Genomic DNA, 22,885 nt, shown 5'->3' with positions numbered 1-22,885 from the left:
TTTTTTTATAGCATATTATTATGCGTACGTAATTTAACTTGAGGCTCTGCTGCTGGTACTTCGCCTGGGGTTATTTTATCTTCAAGCGCAGCAACTAGCCCCTCTTGGTCATTCGTGCCTAAGCGATACTGAGTGCCATCTTTAAGCGTTAATTGCACCGCACTAAAGCCTGATACCGAATAAATCCAACCATCATGTGTAATGCGAATACCAATACCATGACGGTATGAGTTTTGTACTGCCTTTACATCCACTATGTCTTCTAATGCTAATTTTTGGCCGGCAACACCTGGACCAAATGCCCAGCTAATATGAGTTTCGTCAACTTTAATGGTTAAACCATGAAATAAAAAACCCACCAGCACTAAAATACCCGCAAATACGATTAATGGGGCATCGGCACCGATTAAGTTCCATGCAAGCGCAACAAAACCACTGATCCACGCTAATACTACAAATATAAATACCGCATACTGCTTATGCTGATACATAACACTCTCAATTAAAAAGTTAAAAAAATTAAAAACTGTACACTAAGGTTGCACTGAGCTCTGAATCGTATTTAAGCTTATCTTCCTCAGGCTTAGAATTATAACGGTACATATACGCAAATTTAAGCGATACCGCGCCAACCACTTGGCTAATTAATGCCGTTTCTGACTTTAACCGAGAGTTAAGCCCAGACAATGACTGCTCTATACTAATATCCTGATTAAATCGGGTGCGCTCAGATACCAACCGTTCCCACTGCATTGCAATACGAAGTAAATAGCCCATTTTGTCTTTGTCGTCTTCAAGTGCTGTTGACTCATCATCAGCAACTGAGCGGTATAAACCTGGGCCAATATCTATATCTACTTTATTTTTAACCCCTTGATAAACACGTGCACCATAACCAGTTGCTACCGTGCTTTTAAAATCAAGGCCACTAAATTCATCTTCCTCGTAATCCCCATAAATAAAGAACGACGAGTTTTTAACCCCTACTTTATAGTTGCCTTGTGCAGATACAAACACGCGATTAGCAGTCACATCAGACTCACCTGTTTCTTCATTTTCGTCACGTTTGTAGAGGGAGTCTATTTTGAATTGATTTCGCCAGTTTTCAAAATCTTGATAAAGGTTCCCTTTAAGCTTAAAACTGGTTGAATTAGTGTTACCTTTACTTAAAATAAAACCAAATTCGGTATCGCCATACAGTACTTCGCCTTTGTGTAACTCATGAATCTCTTCATCTGAAAGCTGACCATACTCATGAAAATCTTCAAAAGGATCAACAGCCCAGCTAAAGCAGCTAAATAATAAAAGCAGTAATACAAAGGAGTTTCGCAAAATACGTTCTCTTGCAAATGGCAATAACAAAAAAGCGGAGAAATGGTTATTCACTTTCTTTCCACAAAATATGACAAAAAGGTGCATCTTTATCACGGCTAATTAAAATTTTCGCAAATAATACGTCTTCATTATCAAACTCAAGGCCTACTAATACTTGAATAAAATGCTCAGGTTCAATTTCTAAGGCAACAAAGTCTTGCCACTGTTCATCAGGCTCATCTTCTTCAATAAAGCCTAGCTCTTCACGGTGCAGGTTAAATTCTTCAACATCTTTATCGCTTAAATTATTGGGAGCTAGCTCTAAAAAAATATCATAAGCTTGATGAGTTGCTTCTTCTATCGTAAATAAACGTGGACCTGACATGAATGGTTAACCTCTGAGCTTTTAAGTGGGTATCATAATATCAAAAGTTGTTGGGGTTTTGATAAAAAAACACGTTAAATACTGACTTTTTTATTTATTCCTAATACTTATAGATAGATTAACGATTAGTTAGCGTAAGGTGTTACCCTTAAAAATTAAGTTAATCGTTAAAGATAACAGACCCCATTTGCTTTAAAAAATTCACTTTGTTTTTATTCATCTTCATCCACTTTACTTAACATCAATAAAAACATAAGCTCAAACAACAGGTCAGAGGAGTGCATAATGATAAAATTAGAAAAAAAACAGGGTATTGCCACTGTTACATTGCATCGCGAAGAAAAACAAAATGCCTTAAGCTTTGCTATGTTTGTTGAGCTTAACAAGGTGATTAAAAATATAAAAAAAGACGCCAGTATTCGTGCGGTTGTATTAACCGGTGAGGGTGAACACTTTTGTGCAGGACTCGATATCAATGCGGTTATGGCCTCACCATTCAACATTATAAAGCTCCTATTTAAATGGCTGCCTGGTAATCAAAACCTAGCACAAAAAGTAGTCTTAGGTTGGCAATCATTGAGTGTGCCTGTAATTGCTAAAATTAACGGAAATTGCCTCGGTGGTGGGCTACAAATAGCGCTCGGGGCTGATTACCGGGTTGTTCATCACGATGCCAAACTCGCCATTATGGAAGCGCGCTGGGGGTTATGCCCCGACATGGGCGCTAATGTTATGCTTGCAGGACTAGTAAAACGCGACCAAGCACTTTGGCTAGCAAGCCATGCTGACCCCATTAGTGCTCAACACGCTTTTGAACTCGGTTTAGTAACAAAAACAACCGACGATACAGATAAAGCAACGAAAGAAATGCTTGATACATTACAAGCACGTTCACCTGACACATTAGCGGCAATAAAGCGAGTAACTCAACAAAGCTATAAAGCCCCAGCTCGAAAAATACTCGCCAAAGAAACATGGAGCCAAATTCGCTTATTAATCAACCCCAATACTAAAAAGGCCATTGCTAAAGCAAAAGGTAAAACTGGTATTGAGTTTGCAAACGCCAAGCGCTGGTAACATTGATGCTAATACTAAGGCACAATGCACAAAACAGCGTTATTTGTTAAAGTGATAATCCTCTATTGTATTGAGTCATCGCCATGAAATACTTTTTAAGTAGTGCTATCATTTTGCTTTGTTTGGCAGCGGGCAAACTTATTATGCACTTTATTGATGCCAGTTTCCCTGCGCCACTGTTAGCAATGGTTATTTTACTGGTACTGCTTTTATCAGGCATTGTTAAAGAGCAACAACTTACCCCATGTGCCTCGCCTATTTTAAATGTAATGCCTATTTTCTTTATTCCTGCAGGCGTTGGCTTTATTGAACACTTGGGACTTATAAAAACCCATTGGCCATTTTTAACCACCGTGATGATTATAGTGCCCTTTAGTAGCTTAATTTTAGTAGCCAGTATCGTTGGTCACTTTAAAGGCACTGAAAACAATGAATGAGCAAATCAGTGCAATAACGCCAAGTCTTTGGTGGTTAACTATCCCTTTTATAATCGCTCTTTTTTTAGGGCTAAAAATGCTCAATGTGAGAGTGAGTCACAGCATATTAAAATCCCTCACAAACCCCGTATTTTTAAGTATTGCAATAATTGCCTTATTATTAGTTAATCTAGATTTGCCTTATGCGAAATTTTCCTCTCATAGCCAATTACTTAGTTGGTTACTCGAGCCTGCAATCGTTGCGTTAGCCCTGCCCTTATATCAGCAGTTTATGCATATTCGAAAAAACTTTTTACTCATTTTTGTCACTTGCAGTATTGGTATTGTTAATGCCACATTGGTGGCTTTTGTATTAAGTATTTTATTTGCTGCCCCCTCGCAACTCAGCGCCTCAGTTGCCGCACTCAGCGTTACGACACCTATTGCATTACTTGTCACCGATTCACTTGGGGGGATCAGCTCGTTGGCTGCTGCCATGGTTATTTTTATTGGTTTACTTGGGGCTTTGTTTGGCTTTTTATTACTAAAACTAATTAAAATATTTAACTTTGAGGCACAAGGCATTGCAATGGGAACGGCTTGTCACGCTATAGGTACAGCCGCTGCAATTGCCGAGCACCCAAAAATAGGGGCGTTTTCATCAGTGGCTATGGCATTGAGTGCGTTATTAACTGCGGTGATAGTACCACTATTATATCCATTTTTAGTGAGCACTTTGTTATAGTAAGTTGATAACAATCTAACTAAAACTAGAGCCCACCATGATCAGTTCCGAAATTCAGCAATTTGAAAAATACTACGCCCTACTTACCGAGTATTTAGTCACCTATAGTATGCAAATAGTCGGCGCTATTTTTATACTATTGGTTGGCCTGTGGGTGGCGAAAAAGCTCGCCGAAGGTGTTGCCAATTTAATGACGCGGCATAACGTCGATATTACCTTAACCAACTTTGTCAGTAATGTAGTGAAAGTACTGCTAATCATTATGGTGATCATTATTGCGCTGGGTAAAATTGGTATTAGTGTGACCCCATTTGTTGCTGCAATAGGTGCAGCCTCATTGGGTGCAGGCCTAGCGTTACAAGGCATGCTTTCTAATTATGGCGCGGGGCTTGCTATTATTGCTACACGGCCATTTGTGGTCGGCGATACCATAGAAGTAAAAGGTGTTAGCGGCCAAGTAAAAGTAATTGAGCTGGGGCACACCGTATTAATTAATGAAGAAAAAGTAGAAATAACCATTCCCAACAAACATATTGTTGGCGAAATTCTGCACAACTCATTTAGCTACTCTTTAGTAAAAGGTGAAATAGATATTGCCTACAGTGCCTGCAGTGATACAGCAATCAACCTAATTGAAAACGTGCTCATACAGCATGAACTCGTCGCTAAACAACCCAATGCACAAATTGGCATAGAGCGCTTTGCTGATAGCGGCGTTACTATTAGCTATCGCTATTGGGTACCCACCACTAAAATTATTGAAACTAAGCTTGCTATTAATGGCAGCGTGTATAAAGCAATTAACGATGCCAATATTGAAATTCCGTTTCCACAACGCATTGTTACACTTAATAAAAATAACTAGCACTTCTCATGTGATTAACGCAAAAAGTTAAGTGCACTAATAACTATAAAAATGAGCCAATTATGCAGCAACCGCCTTTTTATCTAGGTGAATGGCAAGTAACCCCTGCCAGTAACACCCTTCAACGCGCTGAAGAACAAAAACAGCTAGAGCCCAAAGCCATGGATGTTTTGCTGTACTTGTGTCAAAACCAAGCAGAGATTGTCAGTAGCGACGCGTTATTAACTCACTGCTGGGCAAACACAGAAACCGGCGATAATCCTCTGCATAAAACTATCACTCAACTTCGAAAAGCCCTGGGTGATAAGGCAAGCGCTCCGCAATACATAGAAACCATACGTAAACGGGGTTATAGGGTTATTGCAACGGTTGAGTTTCCATTGGCTGATGACCTCCCCAGCCAAGTTAACACATGGCAAGGCGGCTCTCCTTTTTTAGGTTTGAGTGCATATAACCCAACCGATACCCACTTATTTTTTGGTCGTAATCACGCCATCAGCACGTTACTAGAGAGCGTATCAAGCCAAATAAAATTACAGCGCGCATTTTGTTTAATCCTTGGCCCTAGTGGCACGGGTAAATCATCATTAGTTAATGCGGGTATATTGCCAAAGCTACTCGACGAGCGAGGCTATAACGGCATTAGAGTAATGTCGTACACCCAACTAGACTTTGCAGATGTAGCTCAAAATAGGCTGTATTTAGATCTCGCCTCAGCCATGCTCGATTGGGATATTAACGACATTCCAGTATTTACAGGGTTAAGCGCACAAACGCTGGCGCAGCAGCTAGAACATGACATAGATAATGTTATTAGTTGTTTAAAAAATACAATTGCAAATACTCAAACAGCAGCAAAAACGCCGCTATTGTTTTTGTTTATAGACCGCTTAGAAGTGCTACTTTCCTCACCGCTATTTAGTAACGACACCCGAAGTCATTTTTTATCTGTTATTGAGCGTTTAGCGACCTCTAAAGCGGTGATTGTATTTAGTGCCTGTCGTAACGATTTTTACCCTTTAGTGGTTGAGCAGCCAAGCCTTATGGCCGGCAAAGCTCATGGCGCGCATTACGATTTAACCCCGCCAAATCGCCATGAACTACAACAAATTATTCGCTTGCCAGCGTTAACCGCTAATTTAACGTTTTCGCAAGACCCACACACCAAAACCCCGCTGGATGAAATACTTTGCGCCGATACCGCCAACAATCCAGATGCACTGCCCATGCTGCAATACACACTGCAAGAGCTGTATTTACAGCGCAGTGATAATAATGAGTTATTGCACAGTGTATATGAAAAACTCGGCGGTATTGAGGGTGCCATTGGTAAAAAAGCCGAAGAGGTATTTATAGGGCTTTCTAAAGCGCAACAGCAGCAACTAAAAAGCGTGTTATCGCAATTAGTAACGCTAAACCCAGATGGTAAAACCATTACGAGTCGCGCAGCCCGCTTACAAGCGTTAACCAACACCAGTCAAAAAGAGCTGGTTCAAGCCATGGTCGATAGCCGCTTATTTGTATCGCATTTACAAAACCAAGAAGCCTACTTTAGCCTTGCCCACGAGGCATTATTACGCCAATGGCCACGTGCTAAACAGTGGATTAATGACCATAAAGATGCCCTTGCTATAAAAAGCCGCTTACACCACCACACGCAACAATGGCTTAATGAGCACAAAAGTAACGCCTACCTGTTAGCGCCGGGTAAACCACTGCAAGAAGCCGTTACCTTATTAAACGACAACATATTCGAACTAGACGATGACGAACGCGCGCTTATAACCAGCTCTCTTAAACACAGTAAAGCAAAAACAACCATAAAACGCGGCACAGTCGCTCTACTTTGTTTACTTACCTGTGTTGCCCTATTTATGAGTGTTACCAGCTTTCAAGCGCAGCAACTTGCACAGCAAAAACGCCAAGAGGCCGAAAGCTTACTAGGGTTTATGGTTGGTGATTTTGCCGACAAGTTACGCAGCGTAAAGCGTATGGACTTACTTGATGGCATTAGTAATAAAGCACTTGAGTATTTTACCAATCAAGTCGAGGAGCCAAGCTCACTATTTAACTTTAGTAATCAACAAGCCGAATTTAAAAGTCGCTTTCAGTACGCACAAACTTTGGAAGCCATGGGGGAAGTGGCCTATTCGCGCGGTAAAACCATTGAGGCCTTCACCGCCTTTGAAAACGCCCGCACTCGCCTTGAAGCATTATTAAAAATCCAACCAAACAACTTAGAGTTACTCACGCTTGCCGGTGCCAATGCTTTTTGGCTCGGTCAGCTTCATTATGATAAAAGCGATTACGCAGCCACTGAGCCATTATTTAAAAAATATCATGCCTACAGTGAGAAAATGTATTCATTAGCACCGAATGATTTTAACTCGATTATGGAGCTATCGTATTCGCATAATTCGCTGGGTTCTTTATACACAGAGAAATTTGACTACAGCGCAGCGAAACAAAGCTTTACAAAATCGCTGGCCCTTAAAAACAAAGCGCTTAAGCTTAAACCCAATAATAAAAACTTATTGCGCGATAAAGCAGATACCATCAGCTGGCTTGCTAAAACCGAAGAAGGGCTCGGTGATTTTAATGCCGCGCTAACCATGTATGTAAATGCCTCAAGTGAATTGTCAAATATGCTATTGAATTATCCCGATGATGCAAGTTTATCAAGCAGTTTAGCTTATACTTATATTCAGCAAAGCTATCTTTTAAGTTATTTACCCAATAGACAACCTGCCTACGAAAAAGCACAGCAAGCCACTAATACAATTAATAACGCTATATTGCAGGATCCAAAAAGTAAGTACTTTCAAGATTCATACTATCGCTTTTTAGCCTACCAATTGATGCTTTCAGCAGATAAAAATATTAATGAACAAGTAAATGAAATTATTAAATTTGTCAAAAATCAATACTTCGACAATAAATTTATTATAAATACACAAGTAAGCCTTATACACTATTTTATTGATAGGCTGTCACAGCACAAAGCACAGGAGTTATTAATTGCGCTGGAGAGTGATACAAACTATCAAGAGTACATAGCTAATCAAATGAAAATTGGCGATAACATAATACCGATACGAGTTAATTTACTTAAAGCTAAGTTAAGTACAACCAGCAAGCAGCGAGAACAGTTTTGCTTAAATGCGCTTCAAGCCATTATTAAAACAGCAGAAAAAGATCAAAGTGTTCGTATCACATACCCGCTGGTACAGGTGTACACTTGCTTAAATCGAGCTGACGAAATCCCCAAAATAAAAGCAAACCTAGTAAAACTAGGCATTACTAATTTTAAGCTATGACTATGAATAAAAAAGGAAATAATATGAATAACACTCAAGAACTAATTCACTTTACAGTTAACATTGTACTAGGCAGTGACGACGAAGCTAACTTTACATACTCTATAGATGGTAAAGAAGTGACTGGCGGCGGAGTTGTAAGAACCGAGACTGCGGGCATTTATAGTTTAGATGAAACCACAATTGAAAATGGATTTTTATTTACTGGCGCGACTATTACTGATGTCGATAAAGAAACGCCTTGCGCCCAAAACTTCAGCTTTAAAGTAAGCGATAATGGCCGCAAAATTACTATTATCGATACCGATGAAAACCCAGGTACTGCCTGTTTGATATTTAATGTTGAGTGCAACGGCACAGCCTATGAAAGCACTGATCCGCAAGTTGAAAATAGAGGTGAAAATTAATTAACAACGATTAATTATTGATTTTTAAATTGCACAGAGCTGATTTATTCCTTTGCAATTTTATAAGCCAAACACTTTAACGTTTACACATACCAAGCAGCATCATTAATAACTATCCTTTATTACTAATTTATAATAAAAACCTCAACTTTCAATTGCTGAGTAACTAATTTTCACCTTGCATAGGTTACTTAAAACCTGTGCAAACATGCTTTTTATCATTAAATATCAGCAAGTTAAAAACAGAAGATTACCGAAAGGTTTAATTGCACTTTTTTAAGTAAATTTGTAGACATCAAAAACGTCTGTACCATGCTAAGGCTAAAACGTGTCTAAACAAATTAATAACAAAGAAACTGCAGCAATTAAAAATGATAAAGCGCTCTCCTTCGATTGTGCTTCATCGAGCCCTTTTTTAAATGCTCAATTTAGTGCTTTAATTGAATTGTTTAATGGCACTGCTGAAGGAATATTTGTAATTAATGAACAAGGTGATTTTGAGTTTGTTAATCCAAAAGCTGCGCAATTGTTTGGTCACTCACAGCAGTCATTGATTGGTGATAATTTATTAACATTTTTAAACGATGCCGACCTTGAAAAGTATAAGCAAACCCTATCGAATTGGATTAGCATTAAAGATACAACGCTAAGCTATGGCCCTAATGAAGTAACAATTAATAAAGCCAATGGCGATGTGATTGAAGCCGACCTATCAATCTCAAGCATGCCTAAAAGTATCGCATCGGCGCAAAAGCTTTATGTGTGTATACTTCACGATCTTAGTACCCATAAAGCCATGTACAACCGTTTAAAAGTACAGGCCTCAACCGATCATTTAACTGGGCTTGCTAACCGTTTAGCTTTAGATGAGTCATTAAAAAAATATTGGCAAGAGAGTATTCAAAGCCAACAACCTCTAACCAGCATATTGATTGATGTTGACCACTTTAAAAAATTCAACGACACCTATGGGCATATTAAAGGCGATAAATGCCTACAAAAAATTGCAAAGCTAATTTTACAGTGTGTACCCTCAAGAGAATGTTTAGCGGCTAGGTATGGCGGTGAAGAGTTTGCAATAGTTTTGCCCCGTTGCGATATTAAAAGTGCAACCATTGTTGCAAAACAAATCGAGCAACTCGTTAATAAGATGACCTTCACAGATATTGGCTTACCACCAGAGGTTAAAATTACCATAAGCCAAGGTATAGCCTGTGAGCATCATAATCAATATAGGACATATGAAGCGCTTTTATGTGCAACCGATACAGCACTATACCGAGCTAAAAAAGAAGGACGCAATAGAATAAGCTCTATCATTTAACGAATTAGTAGCATTATGCCCAAAACAAGCGCTAATAAATAGGAATTAGCGCTGAACTGAGACAGCTTCACAGTAGTAACAAACTACCTAATCCTAAAAAGGTTACAAAGCCGACAATATCAGTGACTGTGGTTAAAATAACTGAGCCTGATAATGCAGGGTCAATTTTCATTTTATCTAAAATAGACGGGATCACTACGCCCGCCAATGATGCAGCCACTAAATTCAGCAGTATTGCCACAGTAATGGTTATACTAAGCATAATATCGTTAAACCATAGGAAAGTTAGCAAGCCAATCACTAAAGCCCATACCAAGCCATTTACCGCGCCCACACGCAGCTCTTTTTTAAGCAGTGCCTTACGGTTGGAGTCGGTAACCTGACCAAGCGCAAGACCACGCACTATAACCGTTAAGGTTTGGCTTCCGGCAATACCCCCCATTGAAGCGACAATCGGCATCAATACAGCTAAAGCAACCACTTGTTCTATGGTGGCGCCAAATAAACCAATAAACCACGAGGCTAAAAATGCGGTTGCTAAGTTGATACCTAGCCAAATACCTCGGTTTTTAGCACTTTTGCGAACACTAGCAAATAGGTCTTCGTCTTCTCGTAAACCACCAGCCTTTGCTGTGGCTTCGTCAGCGATTTCCTGACGTAATTCATAAGCTGATGCAATGGTTAATCGCCCTATTAGTTTGTTATCGGCATTAACCACGGGCATGGCCATTTGTTCACTATGAATAACCACTTCAGCGGCTTCATATAAATCATGGTCTGCATGCAATGAGGTAAAGTCATGATTAGCTAAGGTCATTAAACTCTCATTATCATGCGCTTTTATCAGGTCATTAACTGCCACTTCGCCTATTAAGCTGCCTTTGCGGCTCACTAAATAAATCACTTCGCTGTACTGCGGTAACCCTTTGTGGAGTAACTTTTTAGCGCCGCCGGCTGTGAGTTTGTCTGACACCTTTAAAAAGTCAAAGCCAATCCAGTGACCTAGTTGCTCAGGCGTATATTGTTGCGCCAGCTCGTATTGTTTGGTTTGTGCTTCATCAAGCTGCTTTTTTGCATAATCAATAAAGCGCTGCGGGATCACTTCTTCTAACTCAAGCAGCTCTTCAACGTTAACTTCGTCTAATAATTTAAAACCGTCACTGTCATCTAGGGTTTGCAGTAACCATAAACAGCTATCTTCACTTAAATTAACGAAAATTTCGTGTTGCGTGTCTTCATCTAGTAAATGCCAAATTTCAAGGCGCTGCTCTTTAGGAATAGCTTCAAATAATAAGGATAAGTGTTCCGTTGATAAGGTTTGCTGAGCATCAATAAGTAATTTATTTTTGCGCTCAGTGGTATCACACTGCAATAAGTCGTTTATGAGTTGTGGTAACTGATCAACCGGATACTCTATCATTTAAAAACCCTAAAATAGTCTTTCACTATAAATTTACTGTAATAAGTAAGCACTTATTAATGAGAATAGCTAATAGTGTACATTAGACACGCATAAAAATATTAAAAAATCGCTGTGTTGTTAAATATTTATGGTTGTAGCGTGCTATAAACTATCGCGCTTTAGCTAAAAATAAAGCCAAAAAAAGCCGTAACTAAACACGTTACGGCTTGCTAAAAAATTAATAACTCAGCGCTATTTATATTTTAAATTGCCCCACTAGGTCACCCAAGTTCTCACCGCGTCCCGCTAAGTGCTTACTAACTGAAGAAGTGGTTTTACTCGACTGTGTTAACTCATTAACTATTTCTTGAATAGCATACACGTTACGGTTAATTTCTTCTGTAACACTACTTTGCTCGGTAGCGGCAGTGGCAATTTGTGTACTCATATCATTAATGGTGGTCACGGACGTAGTTACCGCACCTAAGCTTTCAGATATAGCCCGTGAAGACTCAACTGAGCGGTTACAGCTTTGTTGACTCGCATGCATTGCATCAACCGCTGCCGTTACTAAATTATGTAACTCGCTTAGCATTTCGTTAATTTCTAATGTGCTGTCTTGGGTTCTACTCGCCAGGCTTCTTACTTCATCAGCCACCACCGCAAACCCACGGCCTTGCTCACCTGCGCGTGCCGCTTCAATAGCCGCATTTAATGCCAGTAAGTTTGTTTGTTCAGCAATGCCACCAATTACACTTAATACGCTATTAATTTTTTTAGATTGCTCACTCAAGGAGTTAACCTGCTCTGCGGCTTGATTAATTTCGCTCATTAAGTTTGATACTTCGCTCAGTGAAACATCTACACAATCTTGCGCGTTGGCCACTTCTTTTGTCGCTGCCTGCGTTGATACCGCAACTTGCGTGGTATTTTGCGCTACCTCATGCGAGGTTGCTGACATTTCGGTAATCGCTGTTGCCACTAAATCGGTTTCATGGTTATGCTTTAATAATTTATCTTCAATTAGCAATGTTTGCGTATTAATGTCTGAAGAAGCTGTTTTAACGTCACTTGTTACATCAACCACTCCGGCAATAATACTGTGTAGCTTGCTCACAAATACATTGAAAGATTCACCTAACTGACCAATTTCATCATGAGTATCTATTTCTAAACGTCGGGTTAAATCCCCCTCCCCTTTGGCAATATCGTCTAAGCTTTGCACCATACGTTTAATTGGTTTTAGCATATTATTAGAAGCGTACAACGCACCGGCTGCTGCTAAACCAAGCAGTAGAAGTGAGATTAAAACCAAAGTGGTCATTTTTTCGCTTAAATGGCGCTCCATGGTTGTTTGATATTTTACCAGTTCGGCTTCAATATCATCCATATATGTGCCAGTGCCTATCATCCAATTAGTACCTGGGATCATGGCTGCATAACCAATTTTTTCGACTAAGCCGCTAGTATTGGGCTTTTGAAAATGATAAGTAAACGAGCCACCGCCTTTACGCGCTTGCTCAAGTAAGCCAACCACTATTTTTTTACCGTTAGGGTCGGTCATGCCTATTTTACTTTGCCCTTCTATCGCATCACCCAGTAATGCATGAAAAACACTAATACCATCGGTATCATAAATAAAGTAGTAACCATCTTCACCAAAGGTTAAATCTCGCAACGCATCTTTAGCGTCTTGTTCATTTCCTTGCGCTAATTGGTATTGCACTACTTTAGAGCCGATTTCTATTTCTGTTCTTAATAGAGTTTGTTTATCAGCAATTAATTTAGTTTTGAACTCATTAAAGTTTTGCTGTTGATTTTGCATCTCTAAATAATAAGAACCTGCCATAAAACTGATTAGTAATACAATCAAAGGTAAAACAGCCAGCAGTAGCAATTTGGTTTTTAAGCTTAAATTACCCATTATTTCTCCAATTAACATTATAAGCTATCAAGCTTTTTATTTTGCAGCCACTTAGCAACTACGTTTCCATTGTTTGTATTACTGACAACAGCGCCACACTTGTATATAAATTAAGCACAAACAGGGTTGTTGCGCAATTTAATACACTCGTATGTTAGTAAAACATACTAAAATAAACTTTATAACTAGACGATAGTATAAAAGCAGTAATAAATAACTGATTTTTCTCATGCTATAAATTCTTACTAGTGCACAGCTTATTACCTTACGATTAAATCTTAACTAACCTCAGTAACACTATTTTAGCTTTAATGAAAATTAAATATTGGGCATCACACAAAGGCCTTGCTTTCTGAGTTAAAACACAAATAATGAAGCAACTAACTACTGGGTAAGAATGAGGAAAATGAGTTATATACTAACCACCCAATGCGCAGACGATATAGGTTTAATCGCCAAAATTACCGGACTGTGTAATGAGCACAATTTAAATATTATTCGTAATAACGAATTTGTAGATAAAGATGCGCAGCGCTTTTTTATGCGCACAGAGCTTACTGGCGAACCACACACTGAGTTTTTGTCACAACTGCGCGATGTATTACCTGCTGGCGCAAAAGTGGCACTGCACGGTGAAGAAAAAACCAAAGTGGTACTATTAGCTACAAAAGAAGCTCATTGTTTGGGCGGCATGTTACTTAAGCAATTTGAACAAGCCCTAAACATAGAGATACTCGCCGTTATCGCCAATTACCCTACTTTAGAGCCTCTAGTGAAAGGGTTTGATATTCCTTTTCATATGGTTTCTCATGAAGGACTTACGCGCAGTGAGCACGACGAAAAAGTCGGTGACTTAATTGCCAGCTATAACCCAGACATTATTGGCCTAGCTAAATATATGCGTATTTTAAGCCCTGAATTTGTAGGTCGTTTTGAGGGTAAAATCATTAATATTCATCACTCATTTTTACCTGCTTTTATTGGTGCAAAACCATATCATCAGGCGTTTGAACGTGGTGTGAAAATTATTGGTGCCACGGCTCACTTTGTTAATAATGAGCTAGACGAAGGCCCTATTATTTTACAAGACGTATCGAGTGTGACTCATGCGAATACAGCTGAGATGATGGCTAAAATGGGTAAAGATGTAGAGAAAACGGTGTTTTGTAAAGCACTGCAACTAGCATCAGAACATAAGCTGTTTATTAATGGCAATAAAACCGTGGTATTTTCATAATTAGCTTTATATCAAAATTAAAAATGCCAGCTACTAAGCTGGCATTTTTTATAAGTAAATATTAAACCTTACCTAATTAGGGTGTGTAATACGTTGGTGCCCCAGGGCCTACTGGCATACCTAAAACAAATACCCATAAGTAAAACAGTACCACCCAGCCAACAAAGAAGATTAAGCTGTATGGCAACATAGTGGCTACCAAAGTACCTATTCCCATGTCTTTTTTGTATTTAGTAGCAACCGCGAGGATTAAACCAAAGTAACTCATCATCGGGGTAATTAAGTTAGTTACTGAATCACCAATACGATAAGCCGCTTGAATTGTCTCGGGTGCATAACCTATAAGCATAAGCATAGGAACAAAGATAGGCGCTGTTACTGCCCACTGCGCTGACGATGAGCCTAAAGTTAAGTTAACTAAGGCACACATTAAAATAAACAGTACAAATACTTCCGGCCCAGTCAAGCTAAGAGCTTGTAGTAACGCGGCACCGTTAATCGCTAAAATGGTGCCTAAGTTAGTCCATTTAAAAAATGCCACAAACTGCGCAGCAAAAAACACCAATACAATGTACATGCCCATAGAGCTCATACTTTTGCTCATGGCATTGATCACGTCTTTATCATTTTTCATGGTGCCAACCACGCGACCATACACAAAACCCGGAATACCAAAGGTAACAAAAATAAAAACAACAATCCCTTTTAAAAACGGAGAGTGAGCAACCAGCCCCGTTTCAGGGTTACGTAAAATACCGTCTGCTGGAACAATCGTCCAAGCGAGTAACAACGAAACAACAAGTAATGAAACACCAGCCCATTTTAAACCTGATTTTTCTTTGGCAGTTAAACCGGCAATATTATTTTGAGCTAAATCTTCACTGGCTTCATCTGGGTTATATTTACCTAAACGTGGCTCAACAATTTTCTCAGTAACAAGTGTACCTAAAACAGCAATTAGCAATACTGAAATCATCATAAAATACCAGTTTGCTTCAGCGCCTACTTGGTAAGTTGGGTCAATCATTTGTGCTGCAGGCGTCGTAATACCCGCTAATAACGGATCGATAGTACCCAGTAATAAGTTAGCGCTATAGCCACCCGATACACCAGCAAACGCTGCAGCAAGGCCTGCAAGCGGATGACGACCTAAACTATGAAATATCATTGCCGCTAGGGGGATCAATACGACATAACCCAGCTCAGATGCTGTGTTTGATAAAATAGCAGCGAATACAACCATAAAGGTAACTAAGCGTTTAGATGCACCCATAACCATGCCACGCATTGCCGCAGACAATAGCCCAGAATGTTCAGCAACACTTACACCTAATAGCGCCACTAACACCGTACCTAATGGGGCAAAGCTGGTAAAGTTAGTTACCAATCCCGTTACAATACGCTGTAAGCCCTCGGCACTGAGTAAGCTAACAACTTCAATTACACCATCTGGATCGCGCCCAGCAGAGCCCTCAGGGCGAGGATCGATAGCACTAAGTCCAAACCAATCAGCAACGCCACTAAATAAAATAATGGCAATACAAAACAGCGCGAATAAGGTAATTGGATGGGGAAGCATATTCCCTAAAAATTCTACCGTGGCTAAAAATCGATTAAACCAACCGCCCTTTGCGGCCTGATTTTCATCTTGGGATGTGTGTGGTGAGTCCATTGAGTCTGACATACCATGCTCTCTTAATTACAAAATGCCCGTAACCTAGCATTATTTTCTGAGCAGGTCATGTAATAAAGATGAATGACTTGTTATGTCATGGTAATTAACTGATGGGTTTTATTGTGATGGGGTTACAAAAAAGAGGCTCTCGCCTCTTATTTCGTCTGCTTAAGCTTGCTCTATCGGTTCTAGTTGTAGTTTTGCAGCAATTAAAACAGCTTGAGTTCGATTATAAACACCGAGTTTTCTAAATATGGCAGTAATGTGTGCTTTGACTGTGGCTTCTGAAATGTGAAGTTCGTACGCAATTTGTTTATTCAGTAAACCTTCGTGCAAATATTGTAAAACGCGGTATTGCTGTGGAGTAAGTGATGCCACTTGTGCGGCAATTTCTCTATCTGCGCCTTCGATTTCAGCCACTTTACTTTTTAGCTCGGTTGGCAGCCAAGTATCGCCTTCAAGTATTTGGTTAATTGCGTTGGCAATATCGTCAGATGATGAAGACTTAGGAATAAACCCCATTGCCCCATAACCCATAACTTTCGAAACAATATTTACATCTTCACTACCCGAAACCACCGCAATAGGTAAGCTTGGGTAATCTTCACGTATACGGATCAAGCCGTATAAGTCACCGTTACCTGGCATGTGTAAATCTAGTAGTAATATATCAAGATCTTCTTGTTCGCTTAACACCTGCAATGTGCTATCAAAATCCGCTGATTCAAATACTTCCAAACCCGCAAACTTTGCACTCAAAGCGCCCTTTAGTGCTTCACGAAATAACGGATGATCGTCCGCTATTAAAAACTGACTCATTGTTCACTCCCAAAAATTCGGCTGCTGTCCAATAGACAACAGCCGATATACTACGTTTAGAATCAACTTCTAATCAAGCTTTTAACGCGAAATTAACGATTTAATCGATTTTCTACTAGCTCATCAACCACTGACGGATCAGCAAGTGTTGAGGTATCACCAAGCTGTTGGTACTCATTTGCCGCGATTTTACGTAAAATACGACGCATAATTTTGCCAGAACGTGTTTTTGGTAAACCTAGCGACCATTGAATCATATCGGGTGATGCTATTGGGCTTAGCTCTTTACGTACCCAATTACGGATCTCTTTGGTCAGCTCATCACTCACAGTAACGCCTTCATTAGGAGTTATGTAAACGTAAATACCTTGGCCTTTAATATCATGTGGGTAACCTACCACTGCCGCTTCAGCTACAGCTTCATGAGCAACTAATGCGCTTTCAATTTCAGCAGTACCTAAACGGTGCCCAGACACATTAAGTACGTCATCAACGCGTCCTGTGATCCAATAATCACCGTCTTCATCGCGACGACAACCGTCACCAGTAAAGTACACACCAGGATAAGCGCTAAAGTAGGTTTGTTCAAAGCGCTCATGGTCGCCATACACAGTTCGTGCTTGTGAAGGCCAGCTATCTAAAATCACAAGGTTACCGTCAACCGCACCTTCTAATGTATTGCCTTCAGCATCAAATAACGCCGGTGCAATACCAAAGAATGGACGAGTTGCAGAGCCAGGTTTCATATCGGTTGCACCTGGTAATGGCGCAATCATGATGCCACCGGTTTCAGTTTGCCACCAAGTATCTACAATTGGACAATTAGATTTACCAATTTTTTCATAGTACCAGGTCCATGCTTCTGGATTGATTGGCTCACCCACAGAACCTAAAATGCGCAAGCTGTCGCGATGTGAGCTGGCAATCGGCTCTTCGCCTTTGGCCATCAATGCACGAATGGCAGTAGGTGCTGTGTATAAAATTGTCACGTTATGTTTATCAACCACTTCACCCATACGACCAGCAGTTGGGTAAGTTGGTACGCCTTCAAATACGACTTGTGTACACCCATTAACGAGCGGTCCATAAGCAATATAACTGTGACCTGTGATCCAGCCAACATCAGCACTACACCAAAAAATATCATCGTCTTTTAAATCAAAAATGTATTCGTGGGTCATAGATGAATAGACTAAATAGCCACCGGTGGTATGAACCACACCTTTAGGCTGACCCGTAGAACCCGAGGTATACAGAATAAACAGCGGGTCTTCAGCATTCATGTGTTCAGGTTCGCACTCTGGCGCTTGATCTGCAACTAAGTCATGCCACCAAATATCATGGTCGTGCCAATCAACATCGCCTGACGTTAGTTTATGTACCACTACATGTTCAACAGTGGTGACTGAATCTTGTAATACGGCTTCATCTACATTGGCTTTGAGCGGAACACAGTTACCTGCACGTCGGCCTTCATCTGACGTGATCACCACTTTAGCGCCCGAGTCGTTAATACGATCCGCAATAGCTGACGGTGAAAAACCACCAAAAATAACTGAATGAATTGCGCCTATACGAGCACAAGCCTGCATTGCATATATAGCTTGTGGGCTCATTGGCATGTAAATGGCAACACGGTCACCTTTTTTCACACCCAACTTTTTTAAACCATTGGCAAATTTAGCAACTTCATCATGTAGTTGTTGGTAGGTAATATTTTCGCTTTGCGAGGGATCATCGCCTTCCCAAATTAACGCTACTTTATCTGCTTTTGTTTTTAAGTGACGATCAATACAGTTATATGAGGCATTAAGGTAGCCATCTTCATACCATTTGATATTGATATGGCCTTTATCAAATGAAGTGTTTTTTACTTTTGAATATGGAGTAAACCAGTCAAGACGCTTACCGTGCTCAGCCCAAAACCCTTCAGGGTCCTCAATAGACTGTTTATACATCGTATTATATTTTTCATTATCGACGAGCGCTGCGTTTTTAATGTGCGCAGGAACTGGATAGATACTTTGTGACATATTAGTCTCCAATTTATATTACTTGCCTTAGGCTTTTCATCAAGGATTACTCAGCAGTGCACTATTAAATATTAGACATTAGTTGTATCTGAGTTCAAACAACGATTATCTTATCTATAATCCTCATGGCTACACCCTATTTACATAAAAAACATACTATTAAATAAAAGTATATGAACACTCAATAATTATTAAACCTTAGTCTAATAGACTAATAGTTGATTGAGTAAATTGTGTACATATACAACAGTAGCTTGAATATTTAAAAACTTTGATTGTTTATTAATAATTCGTATTTACTAACAAATTAGATTAAAGATAATTAAATTCAATCTGTTAGTACTATATAAGTAACACACATTAATACATATCATAAGCAAACAACATACAACAAGTAGCCTATAAAAGGACGCAACAATGAAATTTACTCCAATTAAAACACTGGCAGCTAGTGCTGTACTATGTGCACTTTCTAGCACAGCTTATGCTGCAAAAATAGGTGATACAGAATTTACCTACGGTGGATACATTAAACTCGACGCAATGTGGAGTGACTACTCAGCAGGCGCTCCTGCGGGCACCAGTGTTGGCCGTGATTTTTATGTGCCAAGTACACTAACCGTTGGTAACGATAATAGTTCAGACGCCGTATTTGATATGCACGCTCGTGAGTCACGTTTTAATTTTGGAACTGCTACCTTATTAGATAACGGTAAAACGGTTAAAACTAAAATAGAGCTAGACTTTTTATTGTCAGCTCCTGGCGGCAACGAGCGTGTGTCTAATTCATACTCTCCGCGCATTCGCCATGCATTTATCTCATATGATGGCTGGTTATTTGGTCAAACATGGTCAAACTTTCAAAACGTCGGTGCATTACCAGAAGCACTTGATTTTGTTGGTCCTGCAGAAGGCACGGTGTTTGTTCGTCAATCTCAAATTAAATACACTACGGGTGCATGGTCATTCTCGTTAGAGAACCCAGAAAGCACAATTACTACAGCCGGCGGTGGCATGGCCGTAACTGATGATGCCTCATTACCTGACTTTACCGCACGCTACACCCATAATGCTGATTGGGGTAACTTTGTAGTAACAGCCCTTGCTCGTCAACTGACCTACAAAGTAGGTGGTGTTGATGCCGATGAAACCTCATTTGGTGTTAGTGCATCGGGTATGGTGAAGCTTGGTGAAGACAATCTAAAATTTATGCTTACCCAAGGTAAAGGACTAGGTCGTTATGTGGGTCTAAACGTAGCACGTGGTGCGGTTCTTAATGGTGATGACCTAGATGCGATTGATTCAACATCTGGTTTTATTGCGTATCAACATAAGTGGAACAGCCAGTGGCGCTCTACTTTCTTATATTCGTTCTTGTCTGCTGATAATGATGAAAACCTACTTGCAATGTATGGCGACCCTACAGAATCAAGCCAAAGCTACAGCGCAAATATTTTATACTCACCGGTTAAACGTCTAACCTTTGGCGCTGAATTTAAACATGCAGAACGCGAGCTTGAAAGTGGCGTAGATGGCGATCTAGATCGTTTACAATTTTCTGTAAAGTATGCGTTTTAATTTCCTAACCAATTAAAATACTGATTTACTTCCTGAGCGGCTTCGGCCGCTTTTTTTGTTTTTAACCAGAGATCAAGTTAACCAAATCCATGCGCTTTACTTAAAAAATATTAAAGACGTGTAAAATACCCAGCAAACGCAATTGCAAATCACTCTCATTTAGATTAAATTACCACCCACATTTAATCTTATGGGAAACATGATGCTGTACAAACATAAAAACTCTGCATTTAAACTGAGTCTACTTACTTCACTGGTTTTATCTGGGCATGCTGTTGCAAACGACACGCAAGACAACCTACCTTTAGAAAAAATTGCTGTTTATGGGCAACATCATAAAAACTATATTACCGAAGAAGCGCAGTCTGCGACTAAGCTAGGTTTAACCATTAAAGAAACTCCGCAATCAATTTCTGTTGTTTCACGCGCGTTAATGGATGACTTTTCGCTTGATGATATTAATGCGGTACTAGAGAGCACACCAGGCGTAACAGTAGAACAAATAGAAACCGATCGTACATACTTTAAAGCCCGTGGTTTTGAAATAACTAACTTTTTAATCGATGGCTTAGGCACACCGCAAACCTCTGGTTCAATTCAAGGGACACTTGATACTGCAATTTACGACCGTGTTGAAATTGTACGTGGTGCCAATGGCATGATGACCGGTGCAGGTAACCCATCAGCGACTGTTAATATGGTGCTAAAAAAGCCAACCTACACAACACAAGTTCATGCATCGGTTTCTTATGGTTCGTGGAATAACAAACGTGTAGATATTGATGTTTCCACACCGATTAACGACGAGCATGCTGTCCGTGCTGTATTTACTAAGCAAGATAAAGAGTCATATCTAGACCGCTACGAAACCGATAAAACCATTGCCTACCTTGCCTATGAAGGAAAGCTAACCGACGATACACTTCTGAACATTAACTACGTAAACCAACAAAAAGATGCCGACAGCCCTCTATGGGGCGCGCTACCGCTTTATTACACAGATGGCTCCCCCACTAACTATGATGAGTCAACTAGTACAGCTGCAGATTGCTCGTATTGGGATAATAGCGCTGAACGTATCTATGTAACTCTTGAGCAAAATTTATCGGCTACCTGGGTCGCTAAAGCCCGTTATGCCCACATAAAGAATGAACAAAATTCTGAATTATTTTATGTGTATGGTACCCCAGATAAAGAAACTGGTTTAGGTTTAACCGGCTATGCGAGTCGTTATGATTACAAAGACACCCAAGATTTGTTTGACTTATATGCCAGCGGTAAATTTGAGTTATTTTCACTAGAGCACGACTTATCATTCGGTATTAGCCAAGCAAACATGGACTTTAATGACCAATCGCTTTATGACTACAGCACAGGAAATGGTTTCCCTGCGATGCCTGATTTAGCGACTTGGGATGGTGTTATCCCTGAGGCAACACTGGTTGATTCGCCTAACGGCAGTGATGTACAAAATACACAAAGATCTGCCTATATTTCAACTCGTATTAAACTAGCAGAGCCATTAAGCATTTTGGCAGGCGTTCGCTATACCGATTGGGAAACTAAAGGTACTGCTTATAGTGTCGTGCAAACCCGCGATGACTCAGAGGTTATTCCTTACATTGGTACGGTGTACGATTTTACTGAGTCGTTATCAGCGTATGCTAGCTACACCGAAACGTTTGTGCCACAAAAAGAGTTAGACATTAACGCTGAGCAACTGGCTCCGGTTATTGGTAAAAGTGCTGAAGTTGGTTTAAAAGCACAACTTTTAGATGAGCAAGTATTTGTAACACTGGCCTATTTTGATGCTAAGCAAGATGGACTTGCTGTTGCACTTCCGGGCTCCCTTCCAAGCGATACGCGTTATTACGCTGCAGATGGTATTAACAGTGATGGTTTCGAAATTGAATTAAGCGGTCGCTTAACTGATGATTTAAGTGCCAGCATCAGCTTCAGTAATTTAAGTATTGATGGTGATGAACTCGTTAAAGATTACACCCCAGAAAACCAATTAAAAATGGCAGCCACTTATCAAGTGCCATTTATTGATGGTTTAACCTTAGGTGCTAATTACCGCTGGCAAGATTCTATTAGCCGTGTGCAAGTAAAAGATCCAGCAGGCAACGCATTGGCAACTACAAAACAAGATGCTTATGGCTTATTAGATTTAATGGCCACCTACGAAATTACTCAAAACGTCGGTGTTACCTTTAATGTTAATAACAGTACTGATGAAAAGTACATAAACAGCCTTTATTGGGAGCAAGGTTACTACGGGGCACCGCGTAACTACTCATTGTCAGTTAACTGGCAGCTATAAAGCTAACTAGGCTTTAAGTCACTTTATAGCAAACAATAAAAAAA

Annotated in this window: 18 protein-coding genes; 10 read left to right on the top strand and 8 right to left on the bottom strand. The window is 39.9% G+C overall.

Annotation, left to right across the window (positions count from 1 at the left end; genetic code table 11):
• Positions 1-5 precede the first annotated feature (5 nt).
• The 3 genes from P20311_RS08100 to P20311_RS08090 are packed head-to-tail and all read right to left on the bottom strand — an operon-like array spanning position 6 to position 1,699.
• Positions 6-491 carry a hypothetical protein gene (locus P20311_RS08100; RefSeq protein WP_008111576.1) on the bottom strand — a complete coding sequence of 162 codons (486 nt, stop codon included), beginning with the start codon at positions 489-491 and terminating at the stop codon, positions 6-8.
• Between the two features lie 28 nt (positions 492-519).
• The gene (locus P20311_RS08095) at positions 520-1,332 is read right to left on the bottom strand and encodes a DUF481 domain-containing protein (RefSeq protein WP_036934091.1); all 813 of its coding nucleotides are present in this window, start codon (positions 1,330-1,332) and stop codon (positions 520-522) included.
• 46 nt (positions 1,333-1,378) lie between these two features.
• The gene (locus tag P20311_RS08090) at positions 1,379-1,699 is read right to left on the bottom strand and encodes an HI1450 family dsDNA-mimic protein (protein ID WP_008111572.1); all 321 of its coding nucleotides are present in this window, start codon (positions 1,697-1,699) and stop codon (positions 1,379-1,381) included.
• A gap of 285 nt (positions 1,700-1,984) precedes the next feature.
• Between P20311_RS08090 and P20311_RS08085 the strand changes: the two genes are divergently transcribed.
• From P20311_RS08085 to P20311_RS08055, 7 genes are all read left to right on the top strand, one after another.
• Entirely contained in the window at positions 1,985-2,776 is a 792-nt protein-coding gene (locus P20311_RS08085) for a crotonase/enoyl-CoA hydratase family protein (RefSeq protein WP_008111570.1), read from the top strand.
• Positions 2,777-2,859: 83 nt separating this feature from the next.
• The gene (locus tag P20311_RS08080) at positions 2,860-3,213 is read left to right on the top strand and encodes a CidA/LrgA family protein (protein WP_008111568.1); all 354 of its coding nucleotides are present in this window, start codon (positions 2,860-2,862) and stop codon (positions 3,211-3,213) included.
• Positions 3,206-3,937: an LrgB family protein gene (locus tag P20311_RS08075; RefSeq protein WP_008111565.1), complete on the top strand. Its 732-nt coding sequence runs from the start codon at positions 3,206-3,208 to the stop codon at positions 3,935-3,937. Before P20311_RS08080 ends, P20311_RS08075 begins: the two co-directional genes overlap by 8 nt.
• A 37-nt stretch (positions 3,938-3,974) precedes the next feature.
• On the top strand, positions 3,975-4,802 hold the full coding sequence (locus tag P20311_RS08070; RefSeq protein WP_008111564.1) for a mechanosensitive ion channel family protein: 828 nt from the start codon (positions 3,975-3,977) through the stop codon (positions 4,800-4,802).
• A 62-nt stretch (positions 4,803-4,864) separates the two neighbouring features.
• The gene (locus tag P20311_RS08065) at positions 4,865-8,119 is read left to right on the top strand and encodes a winged helix-turn-helix domain-containing protein (RefSeq protein ID WP_008111561.1); all 3,255 of its coding nucleotides are present in this window, start codon (positions 4,865-4,867) and stop codon (positions 8,117-8,119) included.
• 23 nt (positions 8,120-8,142) lie between these two features.
• Positions 8,143-8,526, top strand: coding sequence for a DP-EP family protein (locus P20311_RS08060; protein ID WP_008111557.1), 384 nt, complete (start codon positions 8,143-8,145; stop codon positions 8,524-8,526).
• 328 nt (positions 8,527-8,854) lie between these two features.
• Positions 8,855-9,850: a GGDEF domain-containing protein gene (locus P20311_RS08055; protein ID WP_008111555.1), complete on the top strand. Its 996-nt coding sequence runs from the start codon at positions 8,855-8,857 to the stop codon at positions 9,848-9,850.
• 67 nt (positions 9,851-9,917) lie between these two features.
• Here the strand turns inward: P20311_RS08055 and P20311_RS08050 are convergent, their stop codons facing one another.
• Together P20311_RS08050 and P20311_RS08045 are read right to left on the bottom strand one after the other, a co-directional pair.
• Complete coding sequence (locus P20311_RS08050) at positions 9,918-11,270, bottom strand: magnesium transporter (RefSeq protein ID WP_008111553.1); 1,353 nt, start codon at positions 11,268-11,270, stop codon at positions 9,918-9,920.
• Between the two features lie 238 nt (positions 11,271-11,508).
• A complete protein-coding gene (locus P20311_RS08045) occupies positions 11,509-13,176 on the bottom strand; it encodes a methyl-accepting chemotaxis protein (RefSeq protein WP_008111551.1) in 1,668 nt (555 codons plus the stop codon).
• Between the two features lie 406 nt (positions 13,177-13,582).
• Between P20311_RS08045 and purU the strand changes: the two genes are divergently transcribed.
• Positions 13,583-14,413 carry a formyltetrahydrofolate deformylase gene (gene purU / locus P20311_RS08040; RefSeq protein ID WP_008111550.1) on the top strand — a complete coding sequence of 277 codons (831 nt, stop codon included), beginning with the start codon at positions 13,583-13,585 and terminating at the stop codon, positions 14,411-14,413.
• Positions 14,414-14,489: 76 nt separating this feature from the next.
• Here the strand turns inward: purU and P20311_RS08035 are convergent, their stop codons facing one another.
• The 3 genes from P20311_RS08035 to acs all read right to left on the bottom strand — a co-directional run bounded on the left by P20311_RS08035 (position 14,490) and on the right by acs (position 18,940).
• Entirely contained in the window at positions 14,490-16,097 is a 1,608-nt protein-coding gene (locus P20311_RS08035) for an AbgT family transporter (RefSeq protein ID WP_008111547.1), read from the bottom strand.
• 159 nt (positions 16,098-16,256) lie between these two features.
• Complete coding sequence (locus tag P20311_RS08030) at positions 16,257-16,907, bottom strand: response regulator transcription factor (RefSeq protein ID WP_008111545.1); 651 nt, start codon at positions 16,905-16,907, stop codon at positions 16,257-16,259.
• Positions 16,908-16,999: 92 nt separating this feature from the next.
• Positions 17,000-18,940, bottom strand: coding sequence for an acetate--CoA ligase (gene acs / locus P20311_RS08025; RefSeq protein WP_008111543.1), 1,941 nt, complete (start codon positions 18,938-18,940; stop codon positions 17,000-17,002).
• A 417-nt stretch (positions 18,941-19,357) separates the two neighbouring features.
• Here acs and P20311_RS08020 point away from each other — a divergent pair, with 417 nt between their 5' ends.
• Positions 19,358-20,518 carry a DcaP family trimeric outer membrane transporter gene (locus tag P20311_RS08020; protein ID WP_008111542.1) on the top strand — a complete coding sequence of 387 codons (1,161 nt, stop codon included), beginning with the start codon at positions 19,358-19,360 and terminating at the stop codon, positions 20,516-20,518.
• Positions 20,519-20,720: 202 nt separating this feature from the next.
• The gene (locus P20311_RS08015) at positions 20,721-22,841 is read left to right on the top strand and encodes a TonB-dependent siderophore receptor (protein WP_008111540.1); all 2,121 of its coding nucleotides are present in this window, start codon (positions 20,721-20,723) and stop codon (positions 22,839-22,841) included.
• The last annotated feature ends 44 nt before the right edge of the window (positions 22,842-22,885 follow it).

The organism is Pseudoalteromonas sp. BSi20311, from assembly GCF_000239875.1.
In the GTDB taxonomy this organism is placed as follows: Bacteria; Pseudomonadota; Gammaproteobacteria; order Enterobacterales; family Alteromonadaceae; genus Pseudoalteromonas.
Note: the sequence above shows the minus strand (reverse complement) of the source record. Positions and strands in the feature narration are given on the sequence as shown.

Coding starts and splice junctions, on each gene's coding strand:
- P20311_RS08090 (WP_008111572.1), bottom strand. CDS start 1,699: ATGTCAGGTCCACGTTTATTTACGATAGAAGAAGCAACTCATCAAGCT.
- P20311_RS08030 (WP_008111545.1), bottom strand. CDS start 16,907: ATGAGTCAGTTTTTAATAGCGGACGATCATCCGTTATTTCGTGAAGCA.
- P20311_RS08100 (WP_008111576.1), bottom strand. CDS start 491: ATGTATCAGCATAAGCAGTATGCGGTATTTATATTTGTAGTATTAGCG.
- P20311_RS08015 (WP_008111540.1), top strand. CDS start 20,721: ATGCTGTACAAACATAAAAACTCTGCATTTAAACTGAGTCTACTTACT.
- P20311_RS08080 (WP_008111568.1), top strand. CDS start 2,860: ATGAAATACTTTTTAAGTAGTGCTATCATTTTGCTTTGTTTGGCAGCG.
- P20311_RS08035 (WP_008111547.1), bottom strand. CDS start 16,097: ATGTCAGACTCAATGGACTCACCACACACATCCCAAGATGAAAATCAG.
- purU (WP_008111550.1), top strand. CDS start 13,583: ATGAGTTATATACTAACCACCCAATGCGCAGACGATATAGGTTTAATC.
- acs (WP_008111543.1), bottom strand. CDS start 18,940: ATGTCACAAAGTATCTATCCAGTTCCTGCGCACATTAAAAACGCAGCG.
- P20311_RS08075 (WP_008111565.1), top strand. CDS start 3,206: ATGAATGAGCAAATCAGTGCAATAACGCCAAGTCTTTGGTGGTTAACT.
- P20311_RS08050 (WP_008111553.1), bottom strand. CDS start 11,270: ATGATAGAGTATCCGGTTGATCAGTTACCACAACTCATAAACGACTTA.
- P20311_RS08045 (WP_008111551.1), bottom strand. CDS start 13,176: ATGGGTAATTTAAGCTTAAAAACCAAATTGCTACTGCTGGCTGTTTTA.
- P20311_RS08070 (WP_008111564.1), top strand. CDS start 3,975: ATGATCAGTTCCGAAATTCAGCAATTTGAAAAATACTACGCCCTACTT.
- P20311_RS08020 (WP_008111542.1), top strand. CDS start 19,358: ATGAAATTTACTCCAATTAAAACACTGGCAGCTAGTGCTGTACTATGT.
- P20311_RS08085 (WP_008111570.1), top strand. CDS start 1,985: ATGATAAAATTAGAAAAAAAACAGGGTATTGCCACTGTTACATTGCAT.
- P20311_RS08060 (WP_008111557.1), top strand. CDS start 8,143: ATGAATAACACTCAAGAACTAATTCACTTTACAGTTAACATTGTACTA.
- P20311_RS08065 (WP_008111561.1), top strand. CDS start 4,865: ATGCAGCAACCGCCTTTTTATCTAGGTGAATGGCAAGTAACCCCTGCC.